The sequence below is a fragment of the Granulicatella sp. HMSC31F03 genome (genome assembly GCF_001807725.1).
Taxonomy (GTDB): Bacteria; Bacillota; Bacilli; order Lactobacillales; family Aerococcaceae; genus Granulicatella; species Granulicatella adiacens.
Genome location: NZ_KV790843.1, coordinates 360 through 26,876, shown reverse-complemented (window position 1 = coordinate 26,876; position 26,517 = coordinate 360). Strand labels below are relative to the sequence as shown.

The window sequence follows — 26,517 nt, the reverse complement described above, 5'->3', positions numbered from 1 at the left end:
AAGAATGACAAAGAAAGGAAGTTTTACAATGACAGATAAAGTGCGTGTACGTTATGCACCAAGTCCAACAGGGCACTTGCACATCGGGAATGCTCGTACAGCCCTATTTAACTATTTATTCGCGAGACATTATGGTGGAGAGTTCATCATCCGTATCGAGGATACTGACCGCAAGAGAAATCTTGAACACGGAGAAGAAAGCCAATTAGAAAACTTAACTTGGCTTGGAATGGATTGGGATGAAGGTCCAGATAAACCAGGAAAATACGGTCCTTACCGTCAATCAGAACGTGAACATATTTATAATCCACTCATCGAGCAATTAATTGCTGAAGACAAAGCGTATAAATGTTACATGACAGAGGAAGAATTGGAAGCAGAACGTGAAGCGCAACGTGCTCGTGGCGAAATGCCTCACTACAGCGGGCAACACGCTCACTTAACACAAGAGCAATGTGACGCTTTTGAAGCAGAAGGACGCACTCCTGTTGTTCGTTTCCGCGTTCCAAAGACTGGAACCTATGCTTTTGATGATATCGTTAAAGGCGAAATCTCATTCGAGTCTACAAGTGTCGGTGGCGACTTCGTTATCTTAAAACGTGACGGAATGCCTACATATAACTTTGCAGTAGCAGTGGATGACCACTTCATGGAAATCACTCACGTTTTACGTGGAGATGATCATATTGCTAATACTCCAAAACAATTAATGATTTACGAAGCATTCGGTTGGGAACCACCTCGTTTTGGACATATGACACTAATCATTAATACGGAAACAGGTAAGAAATTATCAAAACGTGATGAATCAATTTTACAATTCATCGAACAATATAAAGACTTAGGGTACTTACCAGAAGCGATGTTCAACTTTATCGCGCTACTAGGATGGTCTCCTCAAGGCGAACACGAAATCTTCAGCCGTGAAGAATTCATCGAAATCTTCGACGAAAAACGTCTTGGTAAATCACCAGCAGCCTTCGACCCGAAGAAATTAGAATGGATTAACAACACATACGTGAAGAAAACTCCATTAGAAGAAGTGGCTGAAATGGCGATTGCGCAATTGAAAAAAGCGGGAATCGTAGCGGAAGAAGTTTCTCCTGAAGAACATGCATGGTTAGTGAAATTAGTGGCGTTATACCACGATCAAATGAGCTACATGAATGAAATTGTTGCTTTATCAACATTATTCTTCAGAAAAGATTTCGAAGTGGAAAACGACGAAGCGAAAGAAGTGCTTCAAGGCGAAACTGTTCCAACAGTATTGAATGCTTTTATGTCTAAATTAGAAGCGATGGAAACATTCGATGAGCCAAGTATTTTGGCAGCCATTAAAGAGGTTCAAAAGGAAACTGGCGTGAAGGGTAAAAACTTGTTTATGCCAATTCGTGTGGCAACGAGCGGACAAACACACGGGCCGGCTATCGGTAAGACGATTGAGTTGCTTGGAAGAGAACGCAGCATTGCACACATCCAAGCTGCACTTGCTCTTATTAAATAAAAGCTGACAGAAAGGGTTAACGCAAACTGCGTTAACTCTTTTTTATTTATATTAATTTAAAACCATGGGCCTTCGGCCCGATATTCTTCAAAATACTCGGATATCTTCATAATAGCGGTAATGGGGTACCGGTTCGAGCCTATGGTCTCTCACCTTCAAAGCCTCAAAGTAGGAGTAAGGAATAAATTCCTAACTCCCACTAATTCGCATTTTATACAATTCCCCATTACTGCTATTATAGAATCCGAGATTTTTCCGAATATCAGGCCTCAGGGGGAAAGAATAAATAAAAAGGTTAATCCTTTTTTGAATAAGAGAAGGCGACAGGTGTGTGCATGCCACGTTCTCTGGCGCGGGGAAGGGAGAGCATAAAGTGTGTGCTAAAAAAGATGTAAATAGCGATGTGCTGGGTAGAAAACAAAAAGGGCAAAGAAAAAACGGATGAGGGTTCATCCGTTTTGTTGTATTTTGTGACAGAAGAAGGTGAGTGAGAGTAGGTCTGCGCTTCCTCCTGGGCTGAGGTTACGCTCGATTAGGACGTTGTCGTAGTCTTCGAGACGGCTAGCGAGCTCTTCTTCTGAGAGCGTTTGGGCTTTGTCAAAGAGGAGTTTGGCTTCTTGTTGGACCTTTTTATACGCTTCGATTCCGCCGCGGTGAATGAGGTTTCCGTCTTCGACAAAGGTCATGAGATACAGAAGAAGGAGTAGGTCTCGGTGACGAGGGGTATGCGTGTTTAGCGTATTGTAATAGTCGAGGGCTTTTGCAAGGCTTGGGTAGCCGGTTGCTGCTTCGCCTCGTATGCCTGTGATGCCATGTTCGACGTAGAGTTTCTCCCCGTAAGAGAGGTGCTCTTTTTGGTCGAGGTTGGCAAAATCCACTTCGATGAGATGGCGCGTCATGAGGTGGCAATAATGCAAGGCTTCTGGAATGTTGCCTTTTGTATGTGCGGTGGCACCTAAAATCAGGGCAAAGGAGAAGTTGGCTCCTTTATGGGTGTTGATATGGTTTGTGGCAGCCATCATCGCGGCTTCGGCTTGTTTCCCAAGGGCGCGAAGCTCGTTGAATAAGTCGAGTGGAGTGCCGTTGTGGTTCTCTCCTGCTTCGGCGTAGGCGAGTAAATAAGGACGAAGCGCTTCGATACTTTTGTAGAAGGTGTCCTTTGTCATGTCCTTATGGGCGCCGGTGGAAATGGGATCCACGAGGCCTGGTTTTGGCGCGAGATTCACCTCTTGTAGAAGGGCGTCTGTAGCCACTTGTGCTAAAAACTCAGGATTAATCAATGTGCAATGTCTCCATTTGTTTTAGGATAAATTGCAAAGAACGGTCTAAGTGCTCATGAGTAATGAGCGTGATTTGTTCCACATCTTTGTTGAGCATTCCGCGATAGATGAGTTTGTGTTCGTTCAGTGCTTTTGTGCGACGTTCGGATGAACGAATCGATAAGTCACGGAAGTATATCACGTAAGTACGGAGTTCGTTGACGATTTCTTTTAGACGAGTCATTTGACATTTTTCGTAAATGAAGTCATTAAAGGTAGTGAAGTTAGCCAGTACTTCATCTACTTTATCTTCAGCGTTTAGTTTATCGCACTCCTCTAAGATGGCTGCGAGTTCTTCGAAATCTTTCTTCGTCATGAGTTTCATAGCATTAATGGTTGCTAAGGTGTCGAGGGACTTTCTAATTTCAAAGATTTCATGAGCGTCTTTGATGGAAATTCCTTTTACAATAACGCCAATCTTTGGGATATGTTCTACAAGATGTTCCTTTGTCAATTCGTTTAAGGCATAACGAATCGGAGTACGACTAATATTTAATTCTGTCGAAAACTCTTTTTCGTTAATTCTTGTGCCGGCAGGAATCTCCCCTAAAATAATCGTTTTACGAAATGCTTCGTAAAGTGAAATTTTGAGAGGTTTATTTTGAGTAATGTCTAGATTATTTTTAACTGCTTGAATGACTGCTGACATAATAGCCTCCTTGAATTTGTTCTATGCATCAGAAATAGTATAAACGAAAAGAATGAAAAATGCACAAAAAAGACTTGTTAGGCTGGGCCTAAACAAGTCTTTTTCACAAATTCGTTTTGAATTATTGAGCTAAGTATAATGGCATGTGACCCATTAATACGATTGTTACAACGAAGATTACGAAGATAACAGCAGCGTATTTAGCTGATTCTTTTTGCCATTCACCCATGTCTAATCCTGTTAGACGTAATAGTAAGTAGATGAACGCTACTAATGGGCTTAATAAGTGGAATGCTTGACCCATTAATGAAGCTAATGCCATTTGCATATCAGTGAATCCATATTGACGTCCGATTTCTGCGAATGGAATTAATACTCCGTAGTAGAAGCCATCGTTTGTTAAGAAGAATGTACCAGGAACTGAGATAATTGCGATAATTAATGACCAGAATCCTGCTAATTGTTGAGGGATGATTTGAACGATGCTGTTTGTTAAAGCAGTCGCCATTCCAGTTCCTTGGAATAATCCCATGAATACTCCGGCAGCAAATACTAGTAATACTACTTGTACAGCGTCCCCAGCGTTGTCCCCAATACGTTTTGCTTGAGCTTTTAAGTCTGGGTAGTTGATCATTAAGGCTAAACCTGTACCAACTAAGAATAATACAACTGGTTTAACTTCGATTGCATCGATGAATGAACCAGCAACTAACCAACCGATTAATACGATTGTTAAGATAGCGTTGATTAAGAAGTTTTGTGGACGACGTTTTTCTAACACTTCTGGGTCAGTGATTGTTGTTAATTCATCTAATTCAGCATCTGTTAATTCTTGGATACCTAAACGAGCACGTTCTTTTTTACCCATTGAGCGAGCAACTACGAAGATTACGTAAAGTACTGAAAGAATCATACCTGGTGCTAAGTAAGCTAGGATATCTGCTTCTACACCAAGAACTGACATCGCACGAGCAGTAGGTCCGCCCCATGGTAATAAGTTCATGATTGTGTTTTGTAAGATTACAAGAACCCCTAAGTTCATTAATTTCATGTCTAATTTTTTGTAAATTGGCACGAATGCTGAGCAGCAGATTAATGTCGTTGTAGTTCCGTCACCGTTTAATGATACGGCAGCAGCTACGATAGCAGTAGCCATCAATACTTTCATTGGATCGCCTTTAGCGAAGCGAATCATTTTGTTAGTAATTGGATCGAATAATCCAGCGTCTAACATTGTAGAGAAGTAAAGGATTGCGAATAGAAGCATAACCCCTGTTTCAGCAGTTCCTTTCATCGCTGTTAATTTATCTTTTGAGTTATTACCGAATAACCCTTGGCGAATTAATGTACCGATGTTTACGTCTTGGACTTGACCTGTAGCAACTAAAATAATTGCGAAAATTAATGGAATTAATACTAAAGCTGTGAATGGTGACATTTTTTTCTTCATGATAATGTACATGAAAATAGCCATCATTACATAAGCTGCAACTGTGATAACCATCATATCTTCCTTTCTTTTTTGAAAAAATTTTTATAATAGCAGGAGAAACATTCAGTCGCTAAAACCTGAAGGGCTCTCCACGAAGTCATTTCAAAAATGAATTCGTTTACTTATAGCGATATCTTAAACAATATTTAATAAAAAAGATAGTGTTTTCATATCGAAAAACAATAAAAAAACAGTTTGATGTGACAAATTGAACATAATGCTTATATCCTATTTATAATAAAACACCAAAAGAACAGGAAAAGCCCCATTTTATATTTCTGGAATGATAGTGTTTTCTGTATAATAATTCTATGCAGATTATGTTGGGAAGGGAGTGAAGGAATGGGAATTCTCCAACGATTATTTGGCAAAAAGAGTTCTGAAGCAACGGAACACGCATCAACGCAGCCTGCATCCCCTCAATCGGAATGGGAAAAATTAGAAGCTTTTGTACCGGTAGAAGCAGAAGAAGCTAAGCACGTCTCAATCATTGCGGCAGCGATTGCGGCCTCAGATTACCCAGAAAGCCAATTTGTGGTTAAACGCGTCCTTAAACGCAACCCAGAAACCAAGATTATCTCGGTTATCGCTTCGGCAATTGCTGCAGGCGAATCAAATGACAGTCAGTGGGCTGTTAAAGAAATCTACCAAAAACGCAAATCATAATTTATTTTAGGAGGAATGTTACGAAATGTTACGTAAATTCAAAATCAAAGTAGACGGTCAAGAGTACCAAGTAGAAATGGAAGAAATCGGCGCAGTGGCTCCTGCAGCTCCTGTAGCACCAGTTGCTTCCCCAGCGGCTCCAGCTTCCCCTGCAGTAGAAGCAGCACCTGCTCCAGCAGCTCCTGTAGCATCAACACCAGCAGGCGCAGACGCAATGCCATCTCCAATGCCAGGAAATATCTTACGTGTACTTGTAAACGTAGGGGATACAGTTACTGAAAACCAACCATTAATGATTTTAGAAGCGATGAAAATGGAAAACGAAATCGTTGCAGCTAAAGCAGGGGTTGTAGCAGGAATTCACGTTAAAGAAGGTCAAGTGGTAAACCCAGGAGACGCTTTAATTACAATTAACTAATTATATTGAAATTCAAGGAGTGAAACAGTGGAAACATTAGTTCAAAATGTAATGTCTATTACTGGCGGCCAAATCTTCATGATGCTTGTCGGTGCCCTATTAATGTACTTAGGGATTAAAAAAGAGTACGAACCAACATTATTAGTACCAATGGGATTAGGTACAATCTTAGTAAACTTCCCAGGGACTGGGGTTCTTGACCAAGTCGTTGGTGGACAACAACAACATGGGGTCCTACAGATTTTATTCGAAATCGGTATCGAAACTGAATTATTCCCATTATTAATCTTCATCGGTATCGGTGCGATGATTGATTTCGGTCCATTATTACAAAACCCATTCATGTTATTATTCGGTGCAGCAGCACAATTCGGTATTTTCTTCGTAGTCGTTGTAGCTGTATTATTTGGATTCGATATTCGTGAAGCTGCTTCAATCGGTATTATCGGTGCGGCAGACGGTCCTACTTCTATCTTCGTAGCGAACCAATTAGCACCACAATTACTTGGAGCGATTACGGTTGCAGCCTACTCATACATGGCCCTTGTTCCAATCATCCAACCAATCGCAATCAAGATGGTTACTACTAAAGCAGAACGTCGTATTCGTATGAATTACCATGCTTCAGGCGTATCTAAATTAACGAAAATCTTGTTCCCAATCATTATCACAATTGTGGCAGGTTTCATTGCTCCAATTTCATTACCACTTGTTGGTTTCTTAATGTTCGGTAACTTATTACGCGAATGTGGCGTTTTAGATAACTTATCTCAAGCCGCTCAAAACGAATTAGTAAACATTGTTTCTATTTTATTAGGGATTACAATCTCAGTTAAAATGCAAGCTGATTTATTCTTAAATGTTCAAACATTAATGATTATCTTGTTCGGTTTAGTAGCCTTCATCATGGACTCAATCGGTGGTGTTGTGTTTGCTAAGATCTTGAACTTATTCCGTAGAGAAAAAATCAACCCAATGATCGGAGCTGCAGGTATTTCTGCATTCCCAATGTCAAGTCGTGTTATCCAAAAAATGGCAACAGACGAAGATCCTCAAAACTTCATCTTAATGTACGCTGTTGGAGCTAACGTTTCTGGACAAATCGCTTCTGTTATTGCCGGTGGATTATTATTATCATTCTTCATGTAATAATATAGAAGGAAAAGGAGGAAAACGATGACTTTCAACGCAGAACATTTAACACAAGCTTTTGAATTAATGGCTTTAGGGATGGGTGGAGTTTTCCTAGTATTAGGAATTCTATATGCTGTTTCTGCATTACTTTTAAAAGCATTCCCGCCAAAATAAGGAGGCCGTTCCATGGAAAATTTCATTCTCAAACGATTATGGCTTGATCGTGATCAAAAAGCTCGTCAAGATTGGGAATGGGTAATGGATCAAGCGAACCTTGGCAAGACGGAACAAGTCGATTACACAATTGCAATTTATCATCACTCTGGTGACATTGCAGCAACCGGTTCTTTAGACCGCAACATTTTGAAATGTTTAGTGGTTTGTAAAAAATATCAATCAGAAAATCTGTTAACGCATCTCGTGATGGCCCTTCTAGATGAATTAAGAGAACGTTCTTACACAAACAGTTTTGTCTATACAAAACCAAAGAATATTATTTTCTTTAAATCTTTAGGGTACCGCGTGATTGCCGAAACAGAAAACCTTGCCTTTTTAGAACAAGGCATCCCTTCCTTTAGTGATTACTTAAAATTACTAAAAGAACATTTCGTAGAAGGAAGTAGCAATAGTGCCATCGTCATGAATGCGAATCCTTTTACACTGGGACATCAATACTTGGTAGAAACGGCTGCGAGTCAGTCGAGTCACCTCTACGTGTTCGTTGTTTCCGAGGACCGTTCGTTCTTTAATACGAATGACCGTATGGAAATGGTGAAACGAGGCGTGAGTCATCTGCCAAACGTAACGGTGCTTCCAACCAGAGACTACATGGTCTCGAGTGCGACTTTCCCATCGTACTTCTTGAAAGAGAAGGCGGATTTGGAAGTGGCAAAAGTTCAAGCAACATTGGATGCAACACTCTTCTTAGAAAATATTGTTCCAACGTTACAATTGACTAAACGTTATGTTGGTCAAGAACCACTCTCCCCAGTAACCGCTGTTTATAATGACGCGCTAAGAACTGCTTTTGGGAGCGACTTAGAGCTAGTGATTATAGACAGACTTTCTGCCGGGGACGAAGTGGTGAGTGCGACGCGGGTGCGCGCTGCCATTCAAGACAAAAACGTAGACGAGTTGAAACAGCTCGTTCCAGCAACTACGTATCATTATTTAGAAGAAAAACATTTCATTGGTTAAAATCCAAAAGAAAAGGTGGAAACAATAATGGAAATTAAAAAAAGTGCAGTAGTCGGCACTTTGGAATCAAGTGATATCATGATCACTTTAAATCCAAGTACCGCTGGTCGAATCGACATTCAATTAGAAAGTAGTGTCGAAAAACAATTCGGAAATCAAATCCGTCGTGTGATTGAAGAAACTTTAAAAGAATTAGGGGTTACTTCAGCAGAAGTCATCGCAGTTGATAAAGGGGCTTTAGATTGCACAATTCAAGCTCGTACAGTGACAGTTGTTCACCGTGCAGCAGAAGTTGAAAACTACGACTGGAAGGAGATCGACTCATGGAACGCTTAAGAAGAACAATGATGTTCGTACCTGGTTCAAACGCAGCAATGTTGCGTGATGCTCCACTTTACGGCGCAGACTCAATTATGTTTGACTTAGAAGATGCTGTATCTTTAAAAGAGAAAGACTCAGCTCGTGTATTAGTACACTTCGCACTAAAAACTTTTGACTACAGCAATGTAGAAACAGTTGTACGTATCAACGGTTTAGATACAACAGGTGCTTTAGATATTGAAGCAGTTGTACTTGCTGGCGTAAACGTGGTTCGTTTACCAAAAACTGAAACAGCGCAAGATATCGTAGACGTGGATGAAATCATCACTCGCGTTGAACGTGAAAACAACATCCCTGTAGGTCGCACTAAAATGATGGCTGCGATTGAATCAGCTGAAGGGGTGTTAAACGCTCGCGAAATCGCTAAAGCAAGTGACCGTTTAATCGGGATCGCTTTAGGTGCTGAAGACTACGTAACAAACATGAAAACTCGTCGTTACCCTGATGGACAAGAGTTATTCTTCGCTCGTAGCATGATCTTACACGCTGCTCGTGCTGCTGGAATCGCTGCAATCGATACTGTTTACTCTAACGTAGACAACATGGATGGATTCCGTGAAGAAGTAGAACGCATCAAACAATTAGGTTTCGATGGAAAATCTGTTATTAACCCTCGTCAAATTCCTGTGGCTAATGCAGTATATGCACCAACAGAAAAAGAAATTCAAAACGCTAAAGAAGTTATCTGGGGAATTCGAGAAGCGGAAGCAAAAGGTTCAGGTGTTATCTCAGTTAACGGTAAAATGGTCGACAAACCAATCGTGGAACGTGCTGAGCGCGTAATCGCATTGGCGAAAGCGGCTGGATTGATTAGCGAGGAGGAAATTTAAGATGGTATTAAATAAAGCTGGACGTGAAATTCCACAAGAATATGCAGATCAATATGGGGTATACGAAGGTGAGTTAGCTCGCATTAAACCTTATGAAGCAGCTAGCCGTAAAATCAAACCTGTTGAACCTCGTCAAGAAAAATTATTAGGTAGTATTCGTGAAGCTATTGAAAAAACTGGCTTAAAAGATGGCATGACAATTTCATTCCACCACCACTTCCGTGAAGGAGACTATGTGATTAACATGGTTATGGATGAAATTGCGAAAATGGGAATTAAAAACCTATCAATCGCGCCTTCTTCAATCGCAAACGTACACGAACCATTAATCGAACATATCAAAAACGGTGTTGTAACAAACATTACTTCATCAGGTTTACGTGATAAATTAGGGGCAGCCATCTCTAGCGGTATCATGGAAAACCCAGTTGTGATTCGTTCACACGGTGGACGTGCTCGTGCAATCACTGCAGGAGACATCCACATCGACGTTGCCTTCCTTGGAGCTCCAAGTTCTGACGAGTACGGTAACATCAATGGTACAAAAGGAAAAGCAACTTGCGGTTCTTTAGGATACGCAATGATCGACGCTAAATACGCTGACCAAGTAGTTGCGATTACAGATAGCCTTGTACCTTATCCAAACACTCCAATCAGCATTCCACAAACAGACGTGGACTACGTGGTTGTAGTAGATGAAATCGGGGATCCTAAAGGGATTGCTAAAGGGGCAACTCGTTTCACTAAGAACCCTAAAGAATTATTAATCGCAGAATACGCTGCTAAAGTAATCACTGGTTCTCCATATTACAAAGAAGGATTCTCATTCCAAACTGGTACAGGTGGAGCTTCTCTTGCTGCAACTCGTTTCATCCGTGAAGCAATGATTAAAGACGGCATCAAAGCAAGCTTTGTACTTGGTGGTATTACAAACTCAATGTGCGAATTGTTAGAAGAAGGTTTAGTTGAGAAAGTCATCGACGTTCAAGACTTCGACCACCCATCTGCAATTTCACTTGCAAACAATGCAAACCACTATGAAATTGACGCAAGCATGTACGCAAACCCTTTATCTAAAGGTTCAGTAATCAACCGTTTAGACGTTGCAATCCTTTCTGCTTTAGAAGTAGATACAGACTTCAACGTAAACGTAATGACAGGTTCTGACGGCGTTATCCGTGGAGCTTCGGGTGGTCACTGTGATACAGCCTTTGCTTCAAAAATGTCTATGGTTATCAGCCCATTAGTACGTGGACGCATCCCTACATTCGTAGAATCAGTAAATACTGTGATTACTCCTGGTACAAGTGTGGACGTGGTTGTTACTGAAATCGGTATTGCCATCAACCCTAACCGTCAAGACTTAATTGAACACTTCAAAGGGTTAGATGTACCTCAATACACAATCAAAGAATTACAAGAAAAAGCATACAGCATCGTTGGAAACCCAGAACCAATCCAATATGGTGACAAAGTGGTTGCGGTGATTGAATACCGTGATGGAAGCATCATCGACGTTGTTCGCAATGTTTAATTCCTTGTTTGACGGGGCACCGGTAGACATCATGCAAATGCTTGATGCCAGAGAAAGACGTGCTCATACCCAACAACAATTACTAGAACAATTTAACCCGTGTGTATTGGTGTCTATTACACTCAATATTCCAGGTCCTGTGAAAAATTCAGAGGCGATTACAACCATCTTCGCCTCTGTAATTTCTGAATTGGATGAGGCTTTACAGTCTTTTGAGAAACTTCAACAAGAAGATTTCTCACTTGCGACAGGAATGGAGTTTTACCGAGTTCTTCGCGCAGATGCACTTGATGTAAAGCGCGCTTGTACGGAGTTTGAAGAAGGACACCCGCTCGGACGATTACTGGATATCGATCTCGTGGAAATGGCCGGAGAGACACCAACTCCAATTTCCAGAACAGCTCTTGGAATGCCTCCAAGACGTTGTTTTATCTGCAATGAGGAAGCAAAAGTATGCGCCCGTTCTAGAAAGCATACCGTCCTAGAAATGCAAGAGCATATCGCTCACATGATTGCAGCATACACATCGACCCAAAGACCTTAAGAAAGGAAGATATTATGAGCAAAATTATCCGTTTAACTGAAACGGTTTTGCGTGACGGACAACAAAGTCAAATCGCGACTCGTATGTCAACTGAAGATATGTTACCAATCTTGGAAACATTAGATCAAGCTGGCTTCCATGCTTTAGAAGTATGGGGAGGAGCAACTTTTGACTCTTGTATTCGTTTCTTGAATGAAGACCCATGGGAACGTCTACGTCAAATTCGCGCAGCAGTAAAAGATACAAAGTTGCAAATGTTATTACGTGGACAAAACCTATTAGGATACCGTAACTATGCTGATGATGTGGTACGTTTATTCGTAGAAAAATCTGTACAAAACGGAATCGACATTATTCGTGTATTCGATGCTTTAAACGATGTTCGTAACATGAAGACATCTATCGAAGCAACAAAATTAGCAGGCGGACACTGCCAAACAGCGATTTCTTACACAACAAGTCCTGTTCACACTGTGGACTACTACGTTGATTTAGTAGGACGCATGGCAGAATTCGGTGCAGACTCAATCTGTATTAAAGACATGGCTGGGGTATTAACACCTCAAACAGGTTACGAATTAGTAAGCCGTATTAAAGAAAAAACTGATCTTCCTTTAGAAGTTCACACGCATGCTACAAGCGGTATTTCTGAAATGACTTACTTAAAAGTAGCTGAAGCAGGCGCAGACATTATCGATACTTGCTTATCATCATTCTCTGGTGGTACAAGCCAACCTGCAACTGAATCAATGGTCTTATCTTTAGAAGAATTAGGATTTAACACTGGCGTGGACATGAAGAAAGTGGAAGAAGCAACAGCTCATTTCAACGGCATTCGTGATAAATTCCGTGCAGAAGGTATCTTAAACCCTAAAGTTAAAGATACAGAACCAAAAACATTAATTTACCAAGTACCTGGTGGAATGCTATCAAACCTATTAAGTCAATTAACAGAACAAGGTTTAGCGGACAAATACGAAGAAGTATTAGCAGAAGTGCCTAAAGTTCGTGCGGACTTAGGTTACCCACCACTTGTAACGCCATTATCACAAATGGTTGGGACACAAGCGGTAATGAACGTGATTTCGGGCGAACGTTTCAAACTCGTTCCAAAAGAAATCAAAGACTACGTTTTAGGATTATATGGACAAGCTCCAGCAGAAATTAATCCTGAAGTGAAAGAAAAAATTATCGGCGATGCAGAAGTTGTGACGGTTCGTCCAGCTGACTTAATCGAAGATCAATTACCAGAAATTCGCGAAGAGATTAAAGAATACGCTAAATCTGACGAAGATGTGTTAATGTACGCACTCTTCCCACAACAAGCAAAAGACTTCTTAGGTCGCCGCGAAGATCCATTCTACGATGTACCATTACAAACAGTAGATGTGACTTTAGACTTACAATAATTTTTAGAAAGCTGAAAAGCTAGGCCCTGTAGCCCTGCTTTTCAGCTTTTTGTGTGCTTTAAACTGTGCTATAATGAGGGGAAAGACAATGCGAAGGAAGTGAAGGAATGGGACGTTTTAGAGAAGATATGGAAACTTATAAAAGAAATGATCCGGCGGCTAGAAGCAGCTTGGAAATCGTTTTGACGTACCCAGGATATCACGCAACGGTCTTGCACCGCGCTGCGCATTGGTTACATACGAAGGCAAAACTGAGACTCCTTGCACGAATGGTTAGTGGCTTTAGCAGGTTCCTCACGGGAATTGAGATTCATCCAGGGGCTACGATTGGAAGACGGTTCTTTATCGACCATGGCATGGGAATCGTGATTGGAGAAACATCCATTATCGGAGACGATGTGAAAATGTTCCACGCGGTAACCTTAGGTGGAACTGGGAAAGACACTGGTAAACGCCATCCGACCATCGAAAACGGTGTGCTCTTATCGGCGCATTCGCAAGTCATTGGACCTGTAACGGTTGGAGAATATGCCAAAATTGGAGCAGCGGCAGTCGTTCTAGACGATATTCCACCACATACAACGGCGGTAGGATTGCCGGCACGAGTGGTTCGCATCCATACACCAGAAGAGATTGAAAGAGATACTACTATCGGAGGAAAATTATGATTCAAATCTACAATACTTTAACAAGACAAAAAGAAGCATTCAAACCGATTGAAGAAGGCAAAGTACGTATGTATGTGTGCGGTCCAACGGTTTATAACTATATTCATATCGGGAATGCTCGTAGTACGGTTTCCTTTGATACGATTCGCCGATACTTTGAATACCGCGGTTATGACGTGAATTTCGTTTCGAACTTTACAGATGTGGACGATAAAATCATTCGAGCGGCCAATGAAACAGGCATGACAGCTGAAGAAGTCTCAAAAAAATATATCGAAGCGTTCTTTGAAGATACAAACGCGCTAAATGTGAAGAAGGCGACTTTAAATCCAACGGTTATGAATACCATGGATGACATTATTGCCTTTGTAGCAGGCTTAGTTGATAAAGGGATGGCCTACGAATCAGAAGGTGATGTGTATTTCATCACTGAAAAATTCGAAGGTTATGGAAAACTCAGCGACCAACGCATCGAAGACTTACAGATGGGGGCAAGTAATCGTACCGCCTCTGAGGATGATGCGAAGAAACGCAATCCGTTAGATTTTGCATTATGGAAGAGCGCAAAACCAAACGAAATCAGCTGGAACTCTCCATGGGGGAAAGGTCGTCCAGGTTGGCATATTGAATGCTCTGTTATGGCGACAAAACACCTAGGGGATACCATCGATATTCATGGGGGAGGACAAGACTTAGCGTTCCCTCACCATGAAAACGAAATCGCGCAAAGTGAATCCAAAACAGGGAAAAAATTCGCGAACTACTGGATGCACAATGCATTCGTGACGATGGGCGAGGAGAAAATGAGTAAATCGCTCGGAAACTTCGTGCTTGTTCACGACTTAATCCAACAACTCGACCCTCAAGTGCTTCGTTTCTTCTTAGCAAGTGCGCACTACCGTCGTCCGTTGAAATTTAGCGAAGCGGCTCTTCAAGAAGCAGCCGTGAACCTTGAAAAGGTACAAACGACCTTCAAAAATGCACGTTACCGCCTAGAAACAGCCGTAGATGCATTGCCAGAAGATGCAGAACGTCTAGCGAAATTCGAAGCGATTGAAGCAGATTTCCAAAAAGAAATGGATGATGACTTCAATGCGGCAAACGGCATGACGGTGCTATATCAATGGTTGAAAGAATGGAATGTGTATTTAGAACAAGAAGTGGTTTCTAAAGCAGTACTGGAAGCACTCCTTGAAAAAGCAGCGGTTCTATTTGGAATCTTCGGTATCGTGGAAAAACAAGAAGCACTGCTCGATGATGATATTCAAGCATTAATCGACGAACGTCTTGAAGCGCGTAAGGCGAAGAATTTTGCTCGCAGTGACGAGATTCGTGATTTATTAAAAGAACAAGGGATTGTATTAGAAGACACTCCACAAGGAACAAGATGGAGAAGAGAAGCATGACAGAAAAAAACTGGAAGCTGCTAAACGGTTTGGCACTCGCCTATATGGGTGACGGGATTTATGAAGTGTATGTCAGAAATCACGTGATGCAAAAAGGGCTTACAAAGCCAAATCAATTACATGCGACCGCAACGAAGTTTGTTTCAGCAAAAGCACAAGCACGATTGATGCAACAAATGCTGGAACAAGAAAACTTCTTAAATGAAGAAGAATTAGAAATTTATAAACGAGGACGCAATAGTAAGAGTCATACGGTTGCCAAAAATGCAGACGTAGGAACTTACCGTATTGCGACTGGGTTTGAAGCATTGATGGGGTACTTATATTTATCAGGCCAACAAGCACGCCTAGAAGAACTCATCAACTGGTGCTTACAACAAGTGGAAGGTGAATAGCAATATGGCACGAAATGAATATGCACCAAAGAAGAAATCAAGAAACGGAAATCGCTCAGACCGTGGGCGTTCAGAGCGCGCTGAGAAGAGACAACGACCTACTCGGGAACACGTAGAACATGTTGAAGCTCAGGATGTAGTGGACTTTGTGTTTGGACGCCATGCAGTGGTGGAAGCCTTGCAAACACCAGATCGTGTGAACCGTGTCTTTATCCAAGAAGGAACTTCTGGAAGAGATGCCGCAAAAGTCATTGAACTCGCACGTGAAAAAGGCATTCAAGTTCAAACTGTTCCGAAGACAAAGATTGAAGATTTGGTTGGAAATGCGGTTCATCAAGGCCTTGTAGCTTCGATTGCAGCCTATGAATACGCCGACTTGGAAGATGTCTTCAAGAAAGCTGAAGAAAAAGGGGAGGATCCATTTATCGTTATTCTAGACGGTGTGGAAGATCCTCATAACTTAGGAAGTATTTTACGAACGGCTGATGCAACAGGCGTTCACGGTATTATTATTCCAAAACGCCGTTCCGCTTCACTGACGGCGACCGTTGCCAAAGCATCCACCGGAGCGATTGAACATGTGCCAGTTGTCCGTGTGACGAATTTGACACAGACCATTGAACAATTGAAGGCTCGTGGCGTATGGGTGTTTGGAACCGATATGAACGGAACTGACTACCGCAAATGGAATACGAAAGGGCCTCTTGCAATTGTGATGGGGAACGAAGGAAAAGGCGTATCTCGGATTGTAAAAGAAAGCGTCGATGAGATGGTTACGATCCCAATGGTCGGGCATGTGCAAAGTCTCAATGCGAGTGTGGCAAGTGCTTTAATGATGTACGAAGTCTTCCGTAATCGTTCGCTATAGAAACGGAGGGACCAGGTTGAAAAAGCAACTCTATATTGTAGATGGATACAATATGATTGGAGCGTGGCCGGAACTGGTCGCTTTAAAGAAGCAAGACGACTTAGAGAGCGCACGAGATTTACTCATTCAACGCTGCTCGAATTTTCAGAAGTTTGAAAATATCGAAGTCTGGATTGTGTTCGACGCCCAATTTGTACCAGGGATTACGCAGTCGTTTGACCAGGCGCAAGTGAAAGTGATTTTCACCTCTGAAGGAGAAACGGCTGATAGTTATATTGAACGCACCGTTTCCGAAATGAACACGCGACTCATTCAAGTGTCTGTTGCAACTAGCGACTTAGCCCAGCAGTGGCTTATCTTCCAAAAAGGAGCGCTTCGAAAGTCTGCACGGGATTTTTATAAGGAATTAGAGAGCAGTCGCGATAAACAGACAGAGCTTACGCGTCATTTTCATCAAAAAGGAAACGGCAGAAGAAATCCGTGGAGTGACGCTCAACTGTCCTTATTGAATCACTTGCGATTCAGTTTAGGGTCTAAGAAACGGAAGGAATAGTTCAGTTTTAGAGCTTTATTCATATAATATTCACAATTAGTCGCCTATGATTTCATAATAACAGTGTATAATCTGTGAAGAAACTTTATAATGAATAAGATTTACGTGAAAAAGGAGTGTAAATGATGCATGTTTTAATGATTGAAGATACAGAAGCAGTTTGCGAAATGATGGAAATGTTTTTTGAAAACGAAGGCTGGAAAGCAAGTTTCTATCATGATGGAAAAGAAGGCTTCGATGCTTTTATGGAAAATCAATCCAAATGGGGCATTGTGATTTTAGATGTAAACTTACCTAGCATGGATGGCATGCAAATTTGCCGTCAAATCCGTCAGGTAAATCAAGCTGTTCCAATCGTGATGCTGACAGCTCGTGACTCTGAAAGTGACCAAGTCATTGGTCTTGAAATCGGAGCGGACGACTATGTGGCGAAACCATTTAGCGCGGTAACGATTATGGCACGTATTAAAGCACTTTTACGTCGTACACAAAGATCATCAGCTTCAGGTAGCGGGGCATTGTCAACGTTCGATGTAGAAACAGATCATGTCAAAATCAATACGAAGACGCATGAAGCGTTTATCGATGGAAAACAAATCGAAAACTTAACACCAAAAGAGTTTGACTTATTAATGGTGATGGCGAAACATCAACGCCAAGTATTCACCCGTGAACATCTATTAACAAAAATCTGGGAAGATCCATTCTACGGCGATGAACGTACAGTAGATGCTCATATTAAGAAACTTCGCCAAAAGATTGAAGCTGTAGGACCACACGTGATTCATACAGTATGGGGCGTAGGGTATAAATTTGATGATAGTGAGTTGTAATCAATGAAGTACTTTTATCAGCAACTATTTGGGTTCCTATCCGTTGTGTTAGTAACCATTGTTGCTTGTGGAATTCTTTTCTATAATGTAATGAGCAATAATATCTACACGCAAAGATCGCAACAATTGCAGTCTTATGCCAAAGGGATTATTGCTTCCGAGATGAGCTATGCGGATATTAAAAAAATAGGGACAGCTTTAAAAGAAGAAAATGTCACTATTGCAATTTTTGACGAACAAAACAATATGACTTTTCCGTCGAAGCATCCTGCTAGTGAAAACTCGTTATCAGAAGAGGAGTTAAATCACCTAAAAAACGGATCTGCCATTAACTTAAAAGAGGTTCAAACAGACTTCTCAGGGGATCCTGTAGAAAACTTATTGACCGTTTATTATCCGATTATTAAAGAAAAGCAATATAAAGGATATGTTGCTTTAGCGAGTCCTATCAGTCGTATCCAAACAGAAGTGAGAGAACTCAGAAACTCGATGTTTATCGCGTTTGGTGCGGCAGGAATTATTGGAATGTTGATGAGCTTTATTTTTGCGAACTATCAAAACAGACGCATTAATAAATTGCGTCAAGCCACCCATAAAATTTCTGAAGGGGACTTTGACGTTCAGTTGAAAGTAGATAGCCAAGATGAGTTTGACGAATTGATGCGAGACTTTAATAGCATGGCGCGTTCCTTACGTGAAATGGAAAAAGAAGTCGAGCGACAAGAAAATGTTCGTAGGCAATTTATGATGGACGTGGCTCATGAAATGAGAACACCCCTAACAACGATGAACGGCTTGTTAGATGGTTTGAAATACAATATGGTTCCTGAATCTAGAAGAGGACGTTCGCTTGAACTCATTTCAAGTGAAACGCAACGATTAATTCGACTCGTCAATGAAAATCTGGACTATGAAAAAATTCGTTCAAACCAAATCGTGTTAGTGCAACATCGTTTTGCAGGCCTTGGAGCAATCCGAGCGGTTGTGGAACAAATGCAAGCACTGACTAAAGTGAAAAATAATGAAATCTCTTATGAATGTGACCCAGAGTTTAGTGTATATGCGGATTATGACCGGTTTGTACAAATTTTGGTGAACATTACGAAAAACGCAAACCAATTTACCGATGATGGTAAAATCGTGGTGAAAGCTTGGAACGATGGTAAAAAAGCCATTGTTGAAATTTCAGATACGGGAATTGGAATTGATAAGAGAGAAATTAATGAAATCTGGGAACGTTTCTATAAAGCAGACATTTCCAGAAAGAGTACGAAGTATGGAGAAAGCGGGCTTGGACTGGCGATTGTTAAATCACTAGTGGATAGTCATCATGGTAGAATCTCTGTACGAAGTGAAATCGGTCAAGGGACTACATTTAGAGTAGTGTTCCCTGGAGAACCGGAATTATCATAGATTGAAAAACGAACAAGGAGGAAGACCATGTATTTATTAGGTCCATTCTATCGATGGATAGTAGAGATTTTTGCGGACCGAGTGAACCATCTTCCACTTGTTCGTTTGTTTATTTTTAGCTTAGACCACGCTATCGTCCTCTTTATAGGATGGTTGATCGTTTGGTCTATTTCTTTATTGTTTAGAAAAAGAAAACGAATTGTGTGGAAATGGGAACTCTATCGCAATTTATTTATCTTCTATTTAATTCTACTTTCGCAGGTGACGATTTTTAGAAACTTAGATGAATCCTTTACCGTGGAATTTGTCATGCATCCACTCTCAGATATTATGTGGGTTCCATTTGTGGATAGTATCAAACTCTTTATGCAAGGGTCGATATTTGCAGCGTATTATAATGTAGTGGGAAATATCGTCTGGTTTATGCCACTTGGATTCTTCTGCGGGATGCTGTATGGAAGTAAAAAAGGAGAATCACGCTCGCTGAAATACGGGTTCTTGACCTCGTTTTTCATCGAGTTTGCACAGTTTATATTTTATACAGGGGTCAGCCATATTGATGACATTATTTGTAATGTTCTAGGCAGTTGGCTGGGATTTCTCTTGTATCGGTTGATTAAGAAGCGGAGGAAAAAATAATGACGGGAAAGATTGTCGTAAAAAGTAAAACGGCATCGAGCATCAAAAAAGGAAGCCCATTGATTAGTCAGATGGACCTTGCGCAAGAACTTCGCGCAGATGAAGGTGAAGTAGTAAAAGTTGTTGACCAACAACACCGATTTTTAGGAATGGCGTATGTCGGATTCCAAAACAAGGGGGTTGCGTGGGTCTATAGCCGCGAGGAAGACGAAGCATTGGATGATGCATTCTTTAGTGGCATCTTCAAAACTGCATTCGAGAATCGCCGTGCCCTCCTGCATTCTGACGATACGACAGCGTTTCGTCTCTTTAATGGGGAAGGCGATGGCTTTGGCGGAGTGACAATCGACTGGTATGACGGGTTTATTGTCGTTTCTTGGTACAGCGAAGGCGTGTATCATTATCGTGACCTGATTTTAACGCAGGCGCTTGGGGCATTTGAAGGTGTCAAAGGTGTCTACGAAAAGATTCGTTTTAAAAACGAAGCGGATTTACCAGAAAGTAGGTTTGTCGGAGGGGTAGAAGCGCCAGAACCACTGATTGTATTAGAAAATGGCGTTAAATACGCGACTTATATGAACGAAGGACTAATGACGGGTATCTTTTTGGACCAACGTGAAGTCCGTGAAACAATCCGTCAGCGCTACAGTGCCGGCCGTACCGTGTTAAATACATTTAGTTATACGGGTGCTTTTTCTGTAGCTGCAGCGATGGGAGGAGCGACTAAAACAACGAGTGTAGATGTCGCCAACCGTAGCCTCGAGAAAACAAAAGAACAATTTGCAGTAAACGACATTGACCCTGAGACACAACAAATCTACGTCATGGACGTTTTTGATTATTTCAAATACGCGTTGAAGAAACAGTTGACATTCGATACCGTTGTGGTCGACCCACCAAGCTTTGCGCGTACGAAGAAGCGTACTTTTTCTGTAGCAAAAGATTACGGGAAACTAGTGGCGCAAATCACCCCATTAGTCGCACCAAAAGGCACGCTTGTGTTATCTACAAACGCAGCGAATGTGAGTGAATCTCAGTTCCAACAAATGATTGAACAGGGGATTCGTGAAGCAGACGGTAATCGTCGCTATCGCATTGTCTTGAAGAAAGGATTACCAAGCGATTTTGCAGTACCAGCAGCGACACCGCTAAGCGACTATCTCAAAGTTTTCTTTATTGAATTTAACAACTAGCACAACTGCCCGAAATTCACTTATAAGTGAATTTCGGGCAGTTTTTGTAAGCACCTCTTGCTCCCTGCACAAAATGCGTCCTCATCGCATTCTTGCAGCATGGGAGGCCGTTATAGGCACCGACATGTCATTTTCATCTTTTGGCACAAATCCCATTGCACCGCGATTTCTAGCAGTTCACTTTTTTGCAAAAAAATCCCATTTTCTTACAAACCACGAAAAACTTGCGGATTTTATAACCACAGCATTGGGGAATAGCAACCAATGTGAATTACTGACTCTAGGGTGAAACCCGTAGAGTCAGTTTGAAGCTTGGTAAGAATTGAGACGAAAGGCTCAATCCGGTGCCCCATTGCAGTGGTTATAAATTAATCCCCAAGGATTGGAAGTGGTTTGTAAGACCAACGCAAGTTTTTTTTACATAAGAGGGAACTATAAATATTGCATTGCAAATTAAGTTTTGATATAATACCAAAGTGCATGAAAATGCACATGTCGGAACACCGTGGGAGGAGAAATCTTCATCTCCATTAAACCACGCACGAAACAATCAAGGAGGTAATGTCTCGTGGCTAAAAAAGTTGTAAAACTAGTTAAATTACAAATTCCTGCAGGTAAAGCAACTCCAGCTCCACCAGTAGGTCCAGCTTTAGGTCAAGCACAAGTGAACATCATGGGATTCTGTAAAGAATTCAATGCTCGTACAGCTGACCAAGCAGGTTTAATCATTCCGGTTGTGATTTCAGTTTATGAAGACCGTTCATTCGACTTCATCTGTAAAACACCACCAGCAGCAGTATTATTAAAGAAAGCTGCTAAAGTAGAAAAAGGTTCAGGCGAACCAAACAAGAAAAAAGTTGCTACTGTAACTCGTGATCAAGTTAGAGAAATTGCTGAATTAAAAGCACCTGACTTAAATGCAGCAGACGTAGAAGCTGCTATGCGCATGGTCGAAGGTACAGCCCGTTCAATGGGATTTGTAGTAGAAGGCTAAAAACAAATGCAGCTTCCAAAAGTCCCTAGCACGAGTGTTTCACTCATGGACTTTGTGGGAGGTAAAACCGTTAAAACCACACAATAGGAGGAAATTATACAATGGCAAAGAAAAGCAAAAAATATTTAGAAGCCGCTAAAAAAATCGATTCTTCTAAAGCTTACCCAGTTCAAGAAGCAATCGCATTAGCAAAAGAAACAGATTTCGCTAAATTTGATGCATCTGTAGAAGTTGCATACCGTTTAGGTTTAGATCCAAAGAAAGCTGACCAACAATTACGTGGAGCAGTTGTACTTCCAAACGGAACTGGTAAAACTCAACGCGTATTAGTATTCGCAAAAGGTGAAAAAGCTAAAGAAGCTGAAGCAGCTGGTGCAGATTACGTTGGTGACAGCGAATTAGCTCAAAAAATCGCTGGTGGATGGTTTGAGTTCGACGTTATCGTTGCAACACCTGACATGATGGGTGAAGTTGGTCGTTTAGGTCGTGTATTAGGACCTAAAGGCTTAATGCCAAACCCTAAAACAGGTACTGTTACAATGGACGTAACAAAAGCTGTTGAAGAAATCAAAGCTGGTAAAGTAACTTACCGTGTTGACAAAGCTGGTAACATCCACGTTCCAATCGGTAAAGTTTCATTCTCAGATGAAAAATTAGTAGAAAACTTCAAAACAATTCACGAAACATTATTACGTATCAAACCTGCTACAGTTAAAGGTCAATACGTACGTAACGTTGCTGTGACAACTACTTTCGGCCCTGGGGTTAAAGTAGACGTAGCTTCTCTATAATTTAAAAATGAATGAACCAGGCCATGTGCTTGGTTCTTTTTTATTAGTGTTTTTTGTTGACAATGAAGAGTCAATCATGTAAACTAATAAAAGTTGAATGCGACCGAAGACAGTAGGGGGCGCTAGCCTTAATATCCTACCGAGGGAGAACAAGTTGATCTTATTTCTCTGTGTCTTTGTGGGCATAGAGTTTTTTTATGCCCTACCTAAATTTCAGGAGGTGAAAAACGAAGATGAGTGAAGCAATCATTGCTAAAAAAGCACAACAAGTTGCAGAAGTTGCTGAACAGTTCAAAAACGCATCATCAGTTGTTGTTGTTGACTATTTAGGGATTACTGTAGAACAAGCTACAAATCTACGTTCAGAATTACGTAAAGCAGGTGTACAATTTGCCGTTGTTAAAAACAGCATTTTATCACGTGCAGCTAAAGAAGCTGGTTTAGAAGGAATGGATGACGTTTTCAAAGGACCATCAGCTGTAGCTTTCAGTAACGAAGATGTAGTAGCTCCTGCTAAAATCTTAGCTGACTTTGCTAAAAAAGTTGAAGCTTTAGAAATTAAAGCAGGTGTGGTTGAGGGTAAAGTTTCTTCAAAAGAAGAAATCGAAGCTCTTGCAAAACTACCAAGCCGCGAAGGGTTACTTTCAATGCTATTATCAGTATTACAAGCACCAGTTCGCAACACTGCATTGGCAATCAAAGCCGTTGCAGATCAAAAAGATGGCGCAGCAGCTTAATAAAGCGAGCTAGCTAACTTTAAAAACACACAAACAAAAATTATTAAAACAACCAAAAAATGGAGGAAATTAAAAATGGCATTAAACATTGAACAAATCATTGCTGACATTAAAGAAGCAACTGTATTAGAATTAAACGACTTAGTAAAAGCTATCGAAGAAGAATTTGGCGTAACAGCAGCAGCTCCTGTAGCTGTAGTAGCAGGTGGCGCTGGTGAAGCTGCAGAAGAAAAAACTGACTTCACTGTAGAATTAACTTCTGCTGGAGACCAAAAAATTAAAGTAATCAAAGTTGTTCGTGAAGCAACTGGATTAGGATTAAAAGAAGCTAAAGCATTAGTTGATGGCGCTCCTGGCGTATTAAAAGAAGGCGTAGCTAAAGAAGAAGCTGAAGCATTAAAAGCTCAATTAGAAGAAGTTGGCGCTTCAGTAACATTAAAATAATTTTTAATGACATGTTTAAAGGTCGGACTATTCAGTCCGACCTTTTTTGTTGGATATAATCATGTGAACTGACTTTGAGAAGAATTATGATGTGTTTTTTGAACGCTTGGGTTACAATAGTAAAAGAAATGGTAGTGGAAAGGGAGCTTTTTGATGAGATTTCATGAATTTGGTGATAATCATAATCCTCATATTGTATTGATCCACGGTGGAGGAAATTCATGGTGGAATTTTTTGCGACAAGCACGTCTTCTGTCAGATAAATATCATGTGATTTTACCAGTGCTAGATGGGCATGGTGAGGAGTACCAAAAGGAGTATGTATCTACTGAGCGATCTGCACAGGAAATTCTAGTGTATATAAAAGACCAATGCGATGGGCATGTGTTTGCTTTAGGTGGTGTCTCGCTTGGTGGGCAAATTGTCATGGAGTTACTTTCGTTAGATGCTTATATAGCTGATAAAGCCATTATTGACGGAAGTCTCTGCATTCCACAACCGAAACTAGCGAAAATGAGTATCGCCTTTGTAAAATGTTTTGGGAAGTTGATGTTCGGTAAGGCAGCATGTAAAATGCAATTAAAACTCATGAGAAAGATGTATCCTAAGATGGCTTATCCAGAAGAATTAGAACGGTACTATTTGGAAGATATGCCACGATTGCCCATCAAAACATTAGTAACGATTTATAAAACCTATATGGCCAGTTATCAATTGAAACCAGCGATTTCAGATAGTTCAGCTGAGGTTCTCTATATTTATGGTGAAAAAGAAATGAAGTGCGTGAAGGAATCGGCAAAGCTATTTCAACAGATGCATCCTAATTGCAGACTGTATGAGGCGAAGGGATATAATCATGGATATTTATCCACTTATCTTCCGTTGGAGTGGATGGAATTAGTAACACCATTTTTAGAAGGTGCCGAATAGTATTAAAAGGAAAGGAGGTTTAGCAATGTCACTTACGAGTCATATTGTCCGTACGTTATTTACCATCGGGGACTTAAAACGAGACTTGGGTTGGGTTCCACCAACGAATGTAGAGACTGTTGAAAATTTATCTTATGGATCCTGCGACAAGTGGCATCTGCTGGACCTCTATCGTCCAAAAGACAAGGAAGGCAAATTGCCTGTACTCCTAAATATTCACGGAGGCGCTTGGGTTTACGGGGATAAGAAGGTATACGCTCCGTATTGTATGTATTTAGCTGCTCAGGGGTTTGCAGTGGTGAATGCTAGCTACAGACTCGCGCCAAAGCACACTTTTCCAGCTCCTTTAGAAGATGTAGGAAGCATTATGGAGTGGGTTGTCACGAATGCAAAACAATATCATCTTGATCTAAGAAATCTCTTTTTCGTTGGAGATTCAGCGGGAGCACATTTAGCAACAGCGTACACGGCCATTCAATTAAACTCTGATTATGCAAAAGAGTTTCCAAAAATTACAGTGTCTCCAAAGTTTGTTCCAAAGGCGCTCGTGTTAAATTGCGGAGTCTTTGATATGGAAGGGGAAGTAGAACATAGAGGAGTGCTATTAACGCCGTTCTTAACGGATATTCTTGGAGAAAAGCCAACAGGATCTTCTATTAAGAAAATGAGCCCGGTTCGTTACATTACACCAGATTTTCCACCTGTATACTTAGCCACTAGTAATGGGGATTTCCTACGAAAGCATTCGCACCGATTGAAAGAAGTGTTGGAGCAAAAGAAAATTGATTTTGTGTTTAAAGAGTACGGGAATAACAAGAAAACCCAAGGGCATGTATTCCATTTGAATTTAAAGAATAAAGTGGGACAAACTTGTAATCAAGAGCAAATCAAATTCGTTCGAAAAATCATGGAACGGTAAAAGGCAAACAGAAAAAGAACCATCCTGTTGTGATATGTACCCCCTTTACTGGACAAACCAGTAAAGGGGGTATTTATTATGCGTTACTCATTTGAGTTCAAAATGAAATGAGTAGAATTGTATCGACAAGGAACGTGGGCAGAAACGCCTGAAAAAGTTAAGCAAAAGAGTTTTAGAAGAAAAATTGACATTTGTTCTACAGATTTTAAATGGAAAAACTCTTACAGAAGTTTCTTTTTCAGAAGGAATTAGTGATGGATTATTAAGTTCTTGGGTTCACAAGTATCTGACTTATGGATATAATGGTCTAAAGAATAAGAAGAGAGGACGACCATTATCTAAGGAGCCTATTATGAATAAAAAAGCTATACCTGATAACCTTTCAGAATCCGAACGAGAAGAATTAGTTCGATTACGTGAACGAAATGCATATTTAGAAGCTGAAATTGCTGTTATAAAAAAATGAGAACCTTGAGAGAAGAACAGGAAGCTGCGCTTCTCAAGGCGAGAAAGCAGCGATCATCAAGGAATTACGAGAAGTAGGATAATAACTAAAACATCTTCTTAAAGCGATGAAAATGGCTAAATCTACTTACTATTTTGAATTAACTAAAGTTGATGTAGTGGCTGAGAAGAATGGTGTTTTATTATCAGAAA

30 protein-coding genes and 1 other annotated feature are annotated in these 26,517 nt (G+C 40.8%); of the genes, 27 read left to right on the top strand and 3 right to left on the bottom strand.

Annotated elements, in window-relative coordinates; all coding sequences use genetic code 11:
* Window positions 1-28 precede the first annotated feature (28 nt).
* Complete coding sequence (gene gltX, locus HMPREF3106_RS01170; protein ID WP_049555128.1) at window positions 29-1,504, top strand: glutamate--tRNA ligase; 1,476 nt, start codon at window positions 29-31, stop codon at window positions 1,502-1,504.
* 449 nt (window positions 1,505-1,953) lie between these two features.
* Here the strand turns inward: gltX and citG are convergent, their stop codons facing one another.
* The 3 genes from citG to HMPREF3106_RS01155 form a co-directional block, all read right to left on the bottom strand.
* The gene (gene citG / locus HMPREF3106_RS01165) at window positions 1,954-2,784 is read right to left on the bottom strand and encodes a triphosphoribosyl-dephospho-CoA synthase CitG (protein WP_049555127.1); all 831 of its coding nucleotides are present in this window, start codon (window positions 2,782-2,784) and stop codon (window positions 1,954-1,956) included.
* Entirely contained in the window at window positions 2,777-3,472 is a 696-nt protein-coding gene (locus HMPREF3106_RS01160) for a GntR family transcriptional regulator (protein ID WP_049555126.1), read from the bottom strand. The genes citG and HMPREF3106_RS01160 overlap by 8 nt, the downstream gene beginning before the upstream one ends.
* A 121-nt stretch (window positions 3,473-3,593) precedes the next feature.
* Window positions 3,594-4,976 carry a CitMHS family transporter gene (locus tag HMPREF3106_RS01155; protein WP_049555125.1) on the bottom strand — a complete coding sequence of 461 codons (1,383 nt, stop codon included), beginning with the start codon at window positions 4,974-4,976 and terminating at the stop codon, window positions 3,594-3,596.
* A 330-nt stretch (window positions 4,977-5,306) separates the two neighbouring features.
* On the opposite strand from HMPREF3106_RS01155, the gene HMPREF3106_RS01150 reads away from it, so the two are divergent.
* The 26 genes from HMPREF3106_RS01150 (at window position 5,307) to HMPREF3106_RS09630 (ending at window position 26,326) form a co-directional block, all read left to right on the top strand.
* Window positions 5,307-5,630: a hypothetical protein gene (locus HMPREF3106_RS01150; protein ID WP_049555124.1), complete on the top strand. Its 324-nt coding sequence runs from the start codon at window positions 5,307-5,309 to the stop codon at window positions 5,628-5,630.
* A gap of 25 nt (window positions 5,631-5,655) precedes the next feature.
* Entirely contained in the window at window positions 5,656-6,048 is a 393-nt protein-coding gene (locus HMPREF3106_RS01145) for an acetyl-CoA carboxylase biotin carboxyl carrier protein subunit (RefSeq protein WP_049555123.1), read from the top strand.
* A gap of 51 nt (window positions 6,049-6,099) precedes the next feature.
* Window positions 6,100-7,197 (top strand): sodium ion-translocating decarboxylase subunit beta, encoded by a 1,098-nt coding sequence (locus HMPREF3106_RS01140; RefSeq protein ID WP_371327434.1) that lies wholly within the window; start codon window positions 6,100-6,102, stop codon window positions 7,195-7,197.
* 27 nt (window positions 7,198-7,224) lie between these two features.
* Window positions 7,225-7,356: an OadG-related small transporter subunit gene (locus tag HMPREF3106_RS09695; protein ID WP_048709848.1), complete on the top strand. Its 132-nt coding sequence runs from the start codon at window positions 7,225-7,227 to the stop codon at window positions 7,354-7,356.
* 12 nt (window positions 7,357-7,368) lie between these two features.
* Window positions 7,369-8,379 (top strand): [citrate (pro-3S)-lyase] ligase, encoded by a 1,011-nt coding sequence (gene citC / locus HMPREF3106_RS01135; protein ID WP_049555121.1) that lies wholly within the window; start codon window positions 7,369-7,371, stop codon window positions 8,377-8,379.
* Window positions 8,380-8,406: 27 nt separating this feature from the next.
* Window positions 8,407-8,715 carry a citrate lyase acyl carrier protein gene (gene citD, locus HMPREF3106_RS01130; RefSeq protein WP_048709855.1) on the top strand — a complete coding sequence of 103 codons (309 nt, stop codon included), beginning with the start codon at window positions 8,407-8,409 and terminating at the stop codon, window positions 8,713-8,715.
* The gene (gene citE, locus HMPREF3106_RS01125) at window positions 8,703-9,590 is read left to right on the top strand and encodes a citrate (pro-3S)-lyase subunit beta (RefSeq protein WP_049555120.1); all 888 of its coding nucleotides are present in this window, start codon (window positions 8,703-8,705) and stop codon (window positions 9,588-9,590) included. The genes citD and citE overlap by 13 nt, the downstream gene beginning before the upstream one ends.
* Before the next feature lies 1 nt (window position 9,591).
* Window positions 9,592-11,124, top strand: coding sequence for a citrate lyase subunit alpha (gene citF / locus HMPREF3106_RS01120; protein ID WP_049555119.1), 1,533 nt, complete (start codon window positions 9,592-9,594; stop codon window positions 11,122-11,124).
* On the top strand, window positions 11,117-11,668 hold the full coding sequence (gene citX, locus HMPREF3106_RS01115; protein WP_049555118.1) for a citrate lyase holo-[acyl-carrier protein] synthase: 552 nt from the start codon (window positions 11,117-11,119) through the stop codon (window positions 11,666-11,668). The genes citF and citX overlap by 8 nt, the downstream gene beginning before the upstream one ends.
* Window positions 11,669-11,682: 14 nt before the next feature.
* A complete protein-coding gene (locus HMPREF3106_RS01110; RefSeq protein WP_070443869.1) occupies window positions 11,683-13,077 on the top strand; it encodes an oxaloacetate decarboxylase subunit alpha in 1,395 nt (464 codons plus the stop codon).
* 107 nt (window positions 13,078-13,184) lie between these two features.
* A complete protein-coding gene (epsC, locus tag HMPREF3106_RS01105) occupies window positions 13,185-13,745 on the top strand; it encodes a serine O-acetyltransferase EpsC (protein WP_049555116.1) in 561 nt (186 codons plus the stop codon).
* On the top strand, window positions 13,742-15,151 hold the full coding sequence (gene cysS / locus HMPREF3106_RS01100) for a cysteine--tRNA ligase (protein ID WP_070443866.1): 1,410 nt from the start codon (window positions 13,742-13,744) through the stop codon (window positions 15,149-15,151). Before epsC ends, cysS begins: the two co-directional genes overlap by 4 nt.
* Entirely contained in the window at window positions 15,148-15,546 is a 399-nt protein-coding gene (locus HMPREF3106_RS01095) for a Mini-ribonuclease 3 (RefSeq protein WP_070443863.1), read from the top strand. The genes cysS and HMPREF3106_RS01095 overlap by 4 nt, the downstream gene beginning before the upstream one ends.
* Before the next feature lie 4 nt (window positions 15,547-15,550).
* Complete coding sequence (gene rlmB / locus HMPREF3106_RS01090; protein WP_070443860.1) at window positions 15,551-16,414, top strand: 23S rRNA (guanosine(2251)-2'-O)-methyltransferase RlmB; 864 nt, start codon at window positions 15,551-15,553, stop codon at window positions 16,412-16,414.
* 16 nt (window positions 16,415-16,430) lie between these two features.
* Entirely contained in the window at window positions 16,431-16,967 is a 537-nt protein-coding gene (locus HMPREF3106_RS01085; protein ID WP_070443857.1) for an NYN domain-containing protein, read from the top strand.
* 125 nt (window positions 16,968-17,092) lie between these two features.
* A complete protein-coding gene (locus tag HMPREF3106_RS01080) occupies window positions 17,093-17,800 on the top strand; it encodes a response regulator transcription factor (protein ID WP_039849258.1) in 708 nt (235 codons plus the stop codon).
* Window positions 17,801-17,803: 3 nt separating this feature from the next.
* The gene (locus HMPREF3106_RS01075) at window positions 17,804-19,213 is read left to right on the top strand and encodes a sensor histidine kinase (RefSeq protein WP_070443855.1); all 1,410 of its coding nucleotides are present in this window, start codon (window positions 17,804-17,806) and stop codon (window positions 19,211-19,213) included.
* Between the two features lie 27 nt (window positions 19,214-19,240).
* Window positions 19,241-19,852 (top strand): VanZ family protein, encoded by a 612-nt coding sequence (locus HMPREF3106_RS01070; RefSeq protein ID WP_005607822.1) that lies wholly within the window; start codon window positions 19,241-19,243, stop codon window positions 19,850-19,852.
* Complete coding sequence (locus HMPREF3106_RS01065) at window positions 19,852-21,045, top strand: class I SAM-dependent rRNA methyltransferase (protein ID WP_070443852.1); 1,194 nt, start codon at window positions 19,852-19,854, stop codon at window positions 21,043-21,045. The genes HMPREF3106_RS01070 and HMPREF3106_RS01065 overlap by 1 nt, the downstream gene beginning before the upstream one ends.
* A gap of 568 nt (window positions 21,046-21,613) precedes the next feature.
* Complete coding sequence (gene rplK, locus HMPREF3106_RS01060; protein ID WP_005607816.1) at window positions 21,614-22,039, top strand: 50S ribosomal protein L11; 426 nt, start codon at window positions 21,614-21,616, stop codon at window positions 22,037-22,039.
* 101 nt (window positions 22,040-22,140) lie between these two features.
* On the top strand, window positions 22,141-22,830 hold the full coding sequence (rplA, locus tag HMPREF3106_RS01055; protein ID WP_070443849.1) for a 50S ribosomal protein L1: 690 nt from the start codon (window positions 22,141-22,143) through the stop codon (window positions 22,828-22,830).
* 85 nt (window positions 22,831-22,915) lie between these two features.
* Window positions 22,916-23,035, top strand: a sequence feature (ribosomal protein L10 leader region).
* A 28-nt stretch (window positions 23,036-23,063) separates the two neighbouring features.
* Entirely contained in the window at window positions 23,064-23,567 is a 504-nt protein-coding gene (gene rplJ, locus HMPREF3106_RS01050) for a 50S ribosomal protein L10 (RefSeq protein WP_005607810.1), read from the top strand.
* A 75-nt stretch (window positions 23,568-23,642) separates the two neighbouring features.
* Window positions 23,643-24,011, top strand: coding sequence for a 50S ribosomal protein L7/L12 (gene rplL / locus HMPREF3106_RS01045; RefSeq protein WP_005607807.1), 369 nt, complete (start codon window positions 23,643-23,645; stop codon window positions 24,009-24,011).
* A gap of 153 nt (window positions 24,012-24,164) precedes the next feature.
* Window positions 24,165-24,941 carry an alpha/beta fold hydrolase gene (locus HMPREF3106_RS01040; RefSeq protein WP_070443846.1) on the top strand — a complete coding sequence of 259 codons (777 nt, stop codon included), beginning with the start codon at window positions 24,165-24,167 and terminating at the stop codon, window positions 24,939-24,941.
* Window positions 24,942-24,966: 25 nt separating this feature from the next.
* A complete protein-coding gene (locus tag HMPREF3106_RS01035) occupies window positions 24,967-25,860 on the top strand; it encodes an alpha/beta hydrolase (RefSeq protein WP_070443843.1) in 894 nt (297 codons plus the stop codon).
* A 184-nt stretch (window positions 25,861-26,044) separates the two neighbouring features.
* Window positions 26,045-26,326, top strand: a complete 282-nt coding sequence (locus HMPREF3106_RS09630) for a helix-turn-helix domain-containing protein (protein WP_246827492.1) — start codon at window positions 26,045-26,047, stop codon at window positions 26,324-26,326.
* Window positions 26,327-26,517: the final 191 nt, after the last annotated feature.

Excerpts from the sequence above, each read along its gene's own strand:
- gltX (WP_049555128.1), top strand. The coding sequence starts at position 29 with ATGACAGATAAAGTGCGTGTACGTTATGCACCAAGTCCAACAGGGCAC.
- HMPREF3106_RS01160 (WP_049555126.1), bottom strand. The coding sequence starts at position 3,472 with ATGTCAGCAGTCATTCAAGCAGTTAAAAATAATCTAGACATTACTCAA.
- HMPREF3106_RS01155 (WP_049555125.1), bottom strand. The coding sequence starts at position 4,976 with ATGGTTATCACAGTTGCAGCTTATGTAATGATGGCTATTTTCATGTAC.
- HMPREF3106_RS01150 (WP_049555124.1), top strand. The coding sequence starts at position 5,307 with ATGGGAATTCTCCAACGATTATTTGGCAAAAAGAGTTCTGAAGCAACG.
- HMPREF3106_RS01145 (WP_049555123.1), top strand. The coding sequence starts at position 5,656 with ATGTTACGTAAATTCAAAATCAAAGTAGACGGTCAAGAGTACCAAGTA.
- HMPREF3106_RS01140 (WP_371327434.1), top strand. The coding sequence starts at position 6,100 with ATGTCTATTACTGGCGGCCAAATCTTCATGATGCTTGTCGGTGCCCTA.
- HMPREF3106_RS09695 (WP_048709848.1), top strand. The coding sequence starts at position 7,225 with ATGACTTTCAACGCAGAACATTTAACACAAGCTTTTGAATTAATGGCT.
- citC (WP_049555121.1), top strand. The coding sequence starts at position 7,369 with ATGGAAAATTTCATTCTCAAACGATTATGGCTTGATCGTGATCAAAAA.
- citD (WP_048709855.1), top strand. The coding sequence starts at position 8,407 with ATGGAAATTAAAAAAAGTGCAGTAGTCGGCACTTTGGAATCAAGTGAT.
- citE (WP_049555120.1), top strand. The coding sequence starts at position 8,703 with ATGGAACGCTTAAGAAGAACAATGATGTTCGTACCTGGTTCAAACGCA.
- citF (WP_049555119.1), top strand. The coding sequence starts at position 9,592 with ATGGTATTAAATAAAGCTGGACGTGAAATTCCACAAGAATATGCAGAT.
- citX (WP_049555118.1), top strand. The coding sequence starts at position 11,117 with ATGTTTAATTCCTTGTTTGACGGGGCACCGGTAGACATCATGCAAATG.
- HMPREF3106_RS01110 (WP_070443869.1), top strand. The coding sequence starts at position 11,683 with ATGAGCAAAATTATCCGTTTAACTGAAACGGTTTTGCGTGACGGACAA.
- epsC (WP_049555116.1), top strand. The coding sequence starts at position 13,185 with ATGGGACGTTTTAGAGAAGATATGGAAACTTATAAAAGAAATGATCCG.
- cysS (WP_070443866.1), top strand. The coding sequence starts at position 13,742 with ATGATTCAAATCTACAATACTTTAACAAGACAAAAAGAAGCATTCAAA.
- HMPREF3106_RS01095 (WP_070443863.1), top strand. The coding sequence starts at position 15,148 with ATGACAGAAAAAAACTGGAAGCTGCTAAACGGTTTGGCACTCGCCTAT.
- rlmB (WP_070443860.1), top strand. The coding sequence starts at position 15,551 with ATGGCACGAAATGAATATGCACCAAAGAAGAAATCAAGAAACGGAAAT.
- HMPREF3106_RS01080 (WP_039849258.1), top strand. The coding sequence starts at position 17,093 with ATGCATGTTTTAATGATTGAAGATACAGAAGCAGTTTGCGAAATGATG.
- HMPREF3106_RS01075 (WP_070443855.1), top strand. The coding sequence starts at position 17,804 with ATGAAGTACTTTTATCAGCAACTATTTGGGTTCCTATCCGTTGTGTTA.
- HMPREF3106_RS01070 (WP_005607822.1), top strand. The coding sequence starts at position 19,241 with ATGTATTTATTAGGTCCATTCTATCGATGGATAGTAGAGATTTTTGCG.
- HMPREF3106_RS01065 (WP_070443852.1), top strand. The coding sequence starts at position 19,852 with ATGACGGGAAAGATTGTCGTAAAAAGTAAAACGGCATCGAGCATCAAA.
- rplA (WP_070443849.1), top strand. The coding sequence starts at position 22,141 with ATGGCAAAGAAAAGCAAAAAATATTTAGAAGCCGCTAAAAAAATCGAT.
- rplJ (WP_005607810.1), top strand. The coding sequence starts at position 23,064 with ATGAGTGAAGCAATCATTGCTAAAAAAGCACAACAAGTTGCAGAAGTT.
- rplL (WP_005607807.1), top strand. The coding sequence starts at position 23,643 with ATGGCATTAAACATTGAACAAATCATTGCTGACATTAAAGAAGCAACT.
- HMPREF3106_RS01040 (WP_070443846.1), top strand. The coding sequence starts at position 24,165 with ATGAGATTTCATGAATTTGGTGATAATCATAATCCTCATATTGTATTG.
- HMPREF3106_RS01035 (WP_070443843.1), top strand. The coding sequence starts at position 24,967 with ATGTCACTTACGAGTCATATTGTCCGTACGTTATTTACCATCGGGGAC.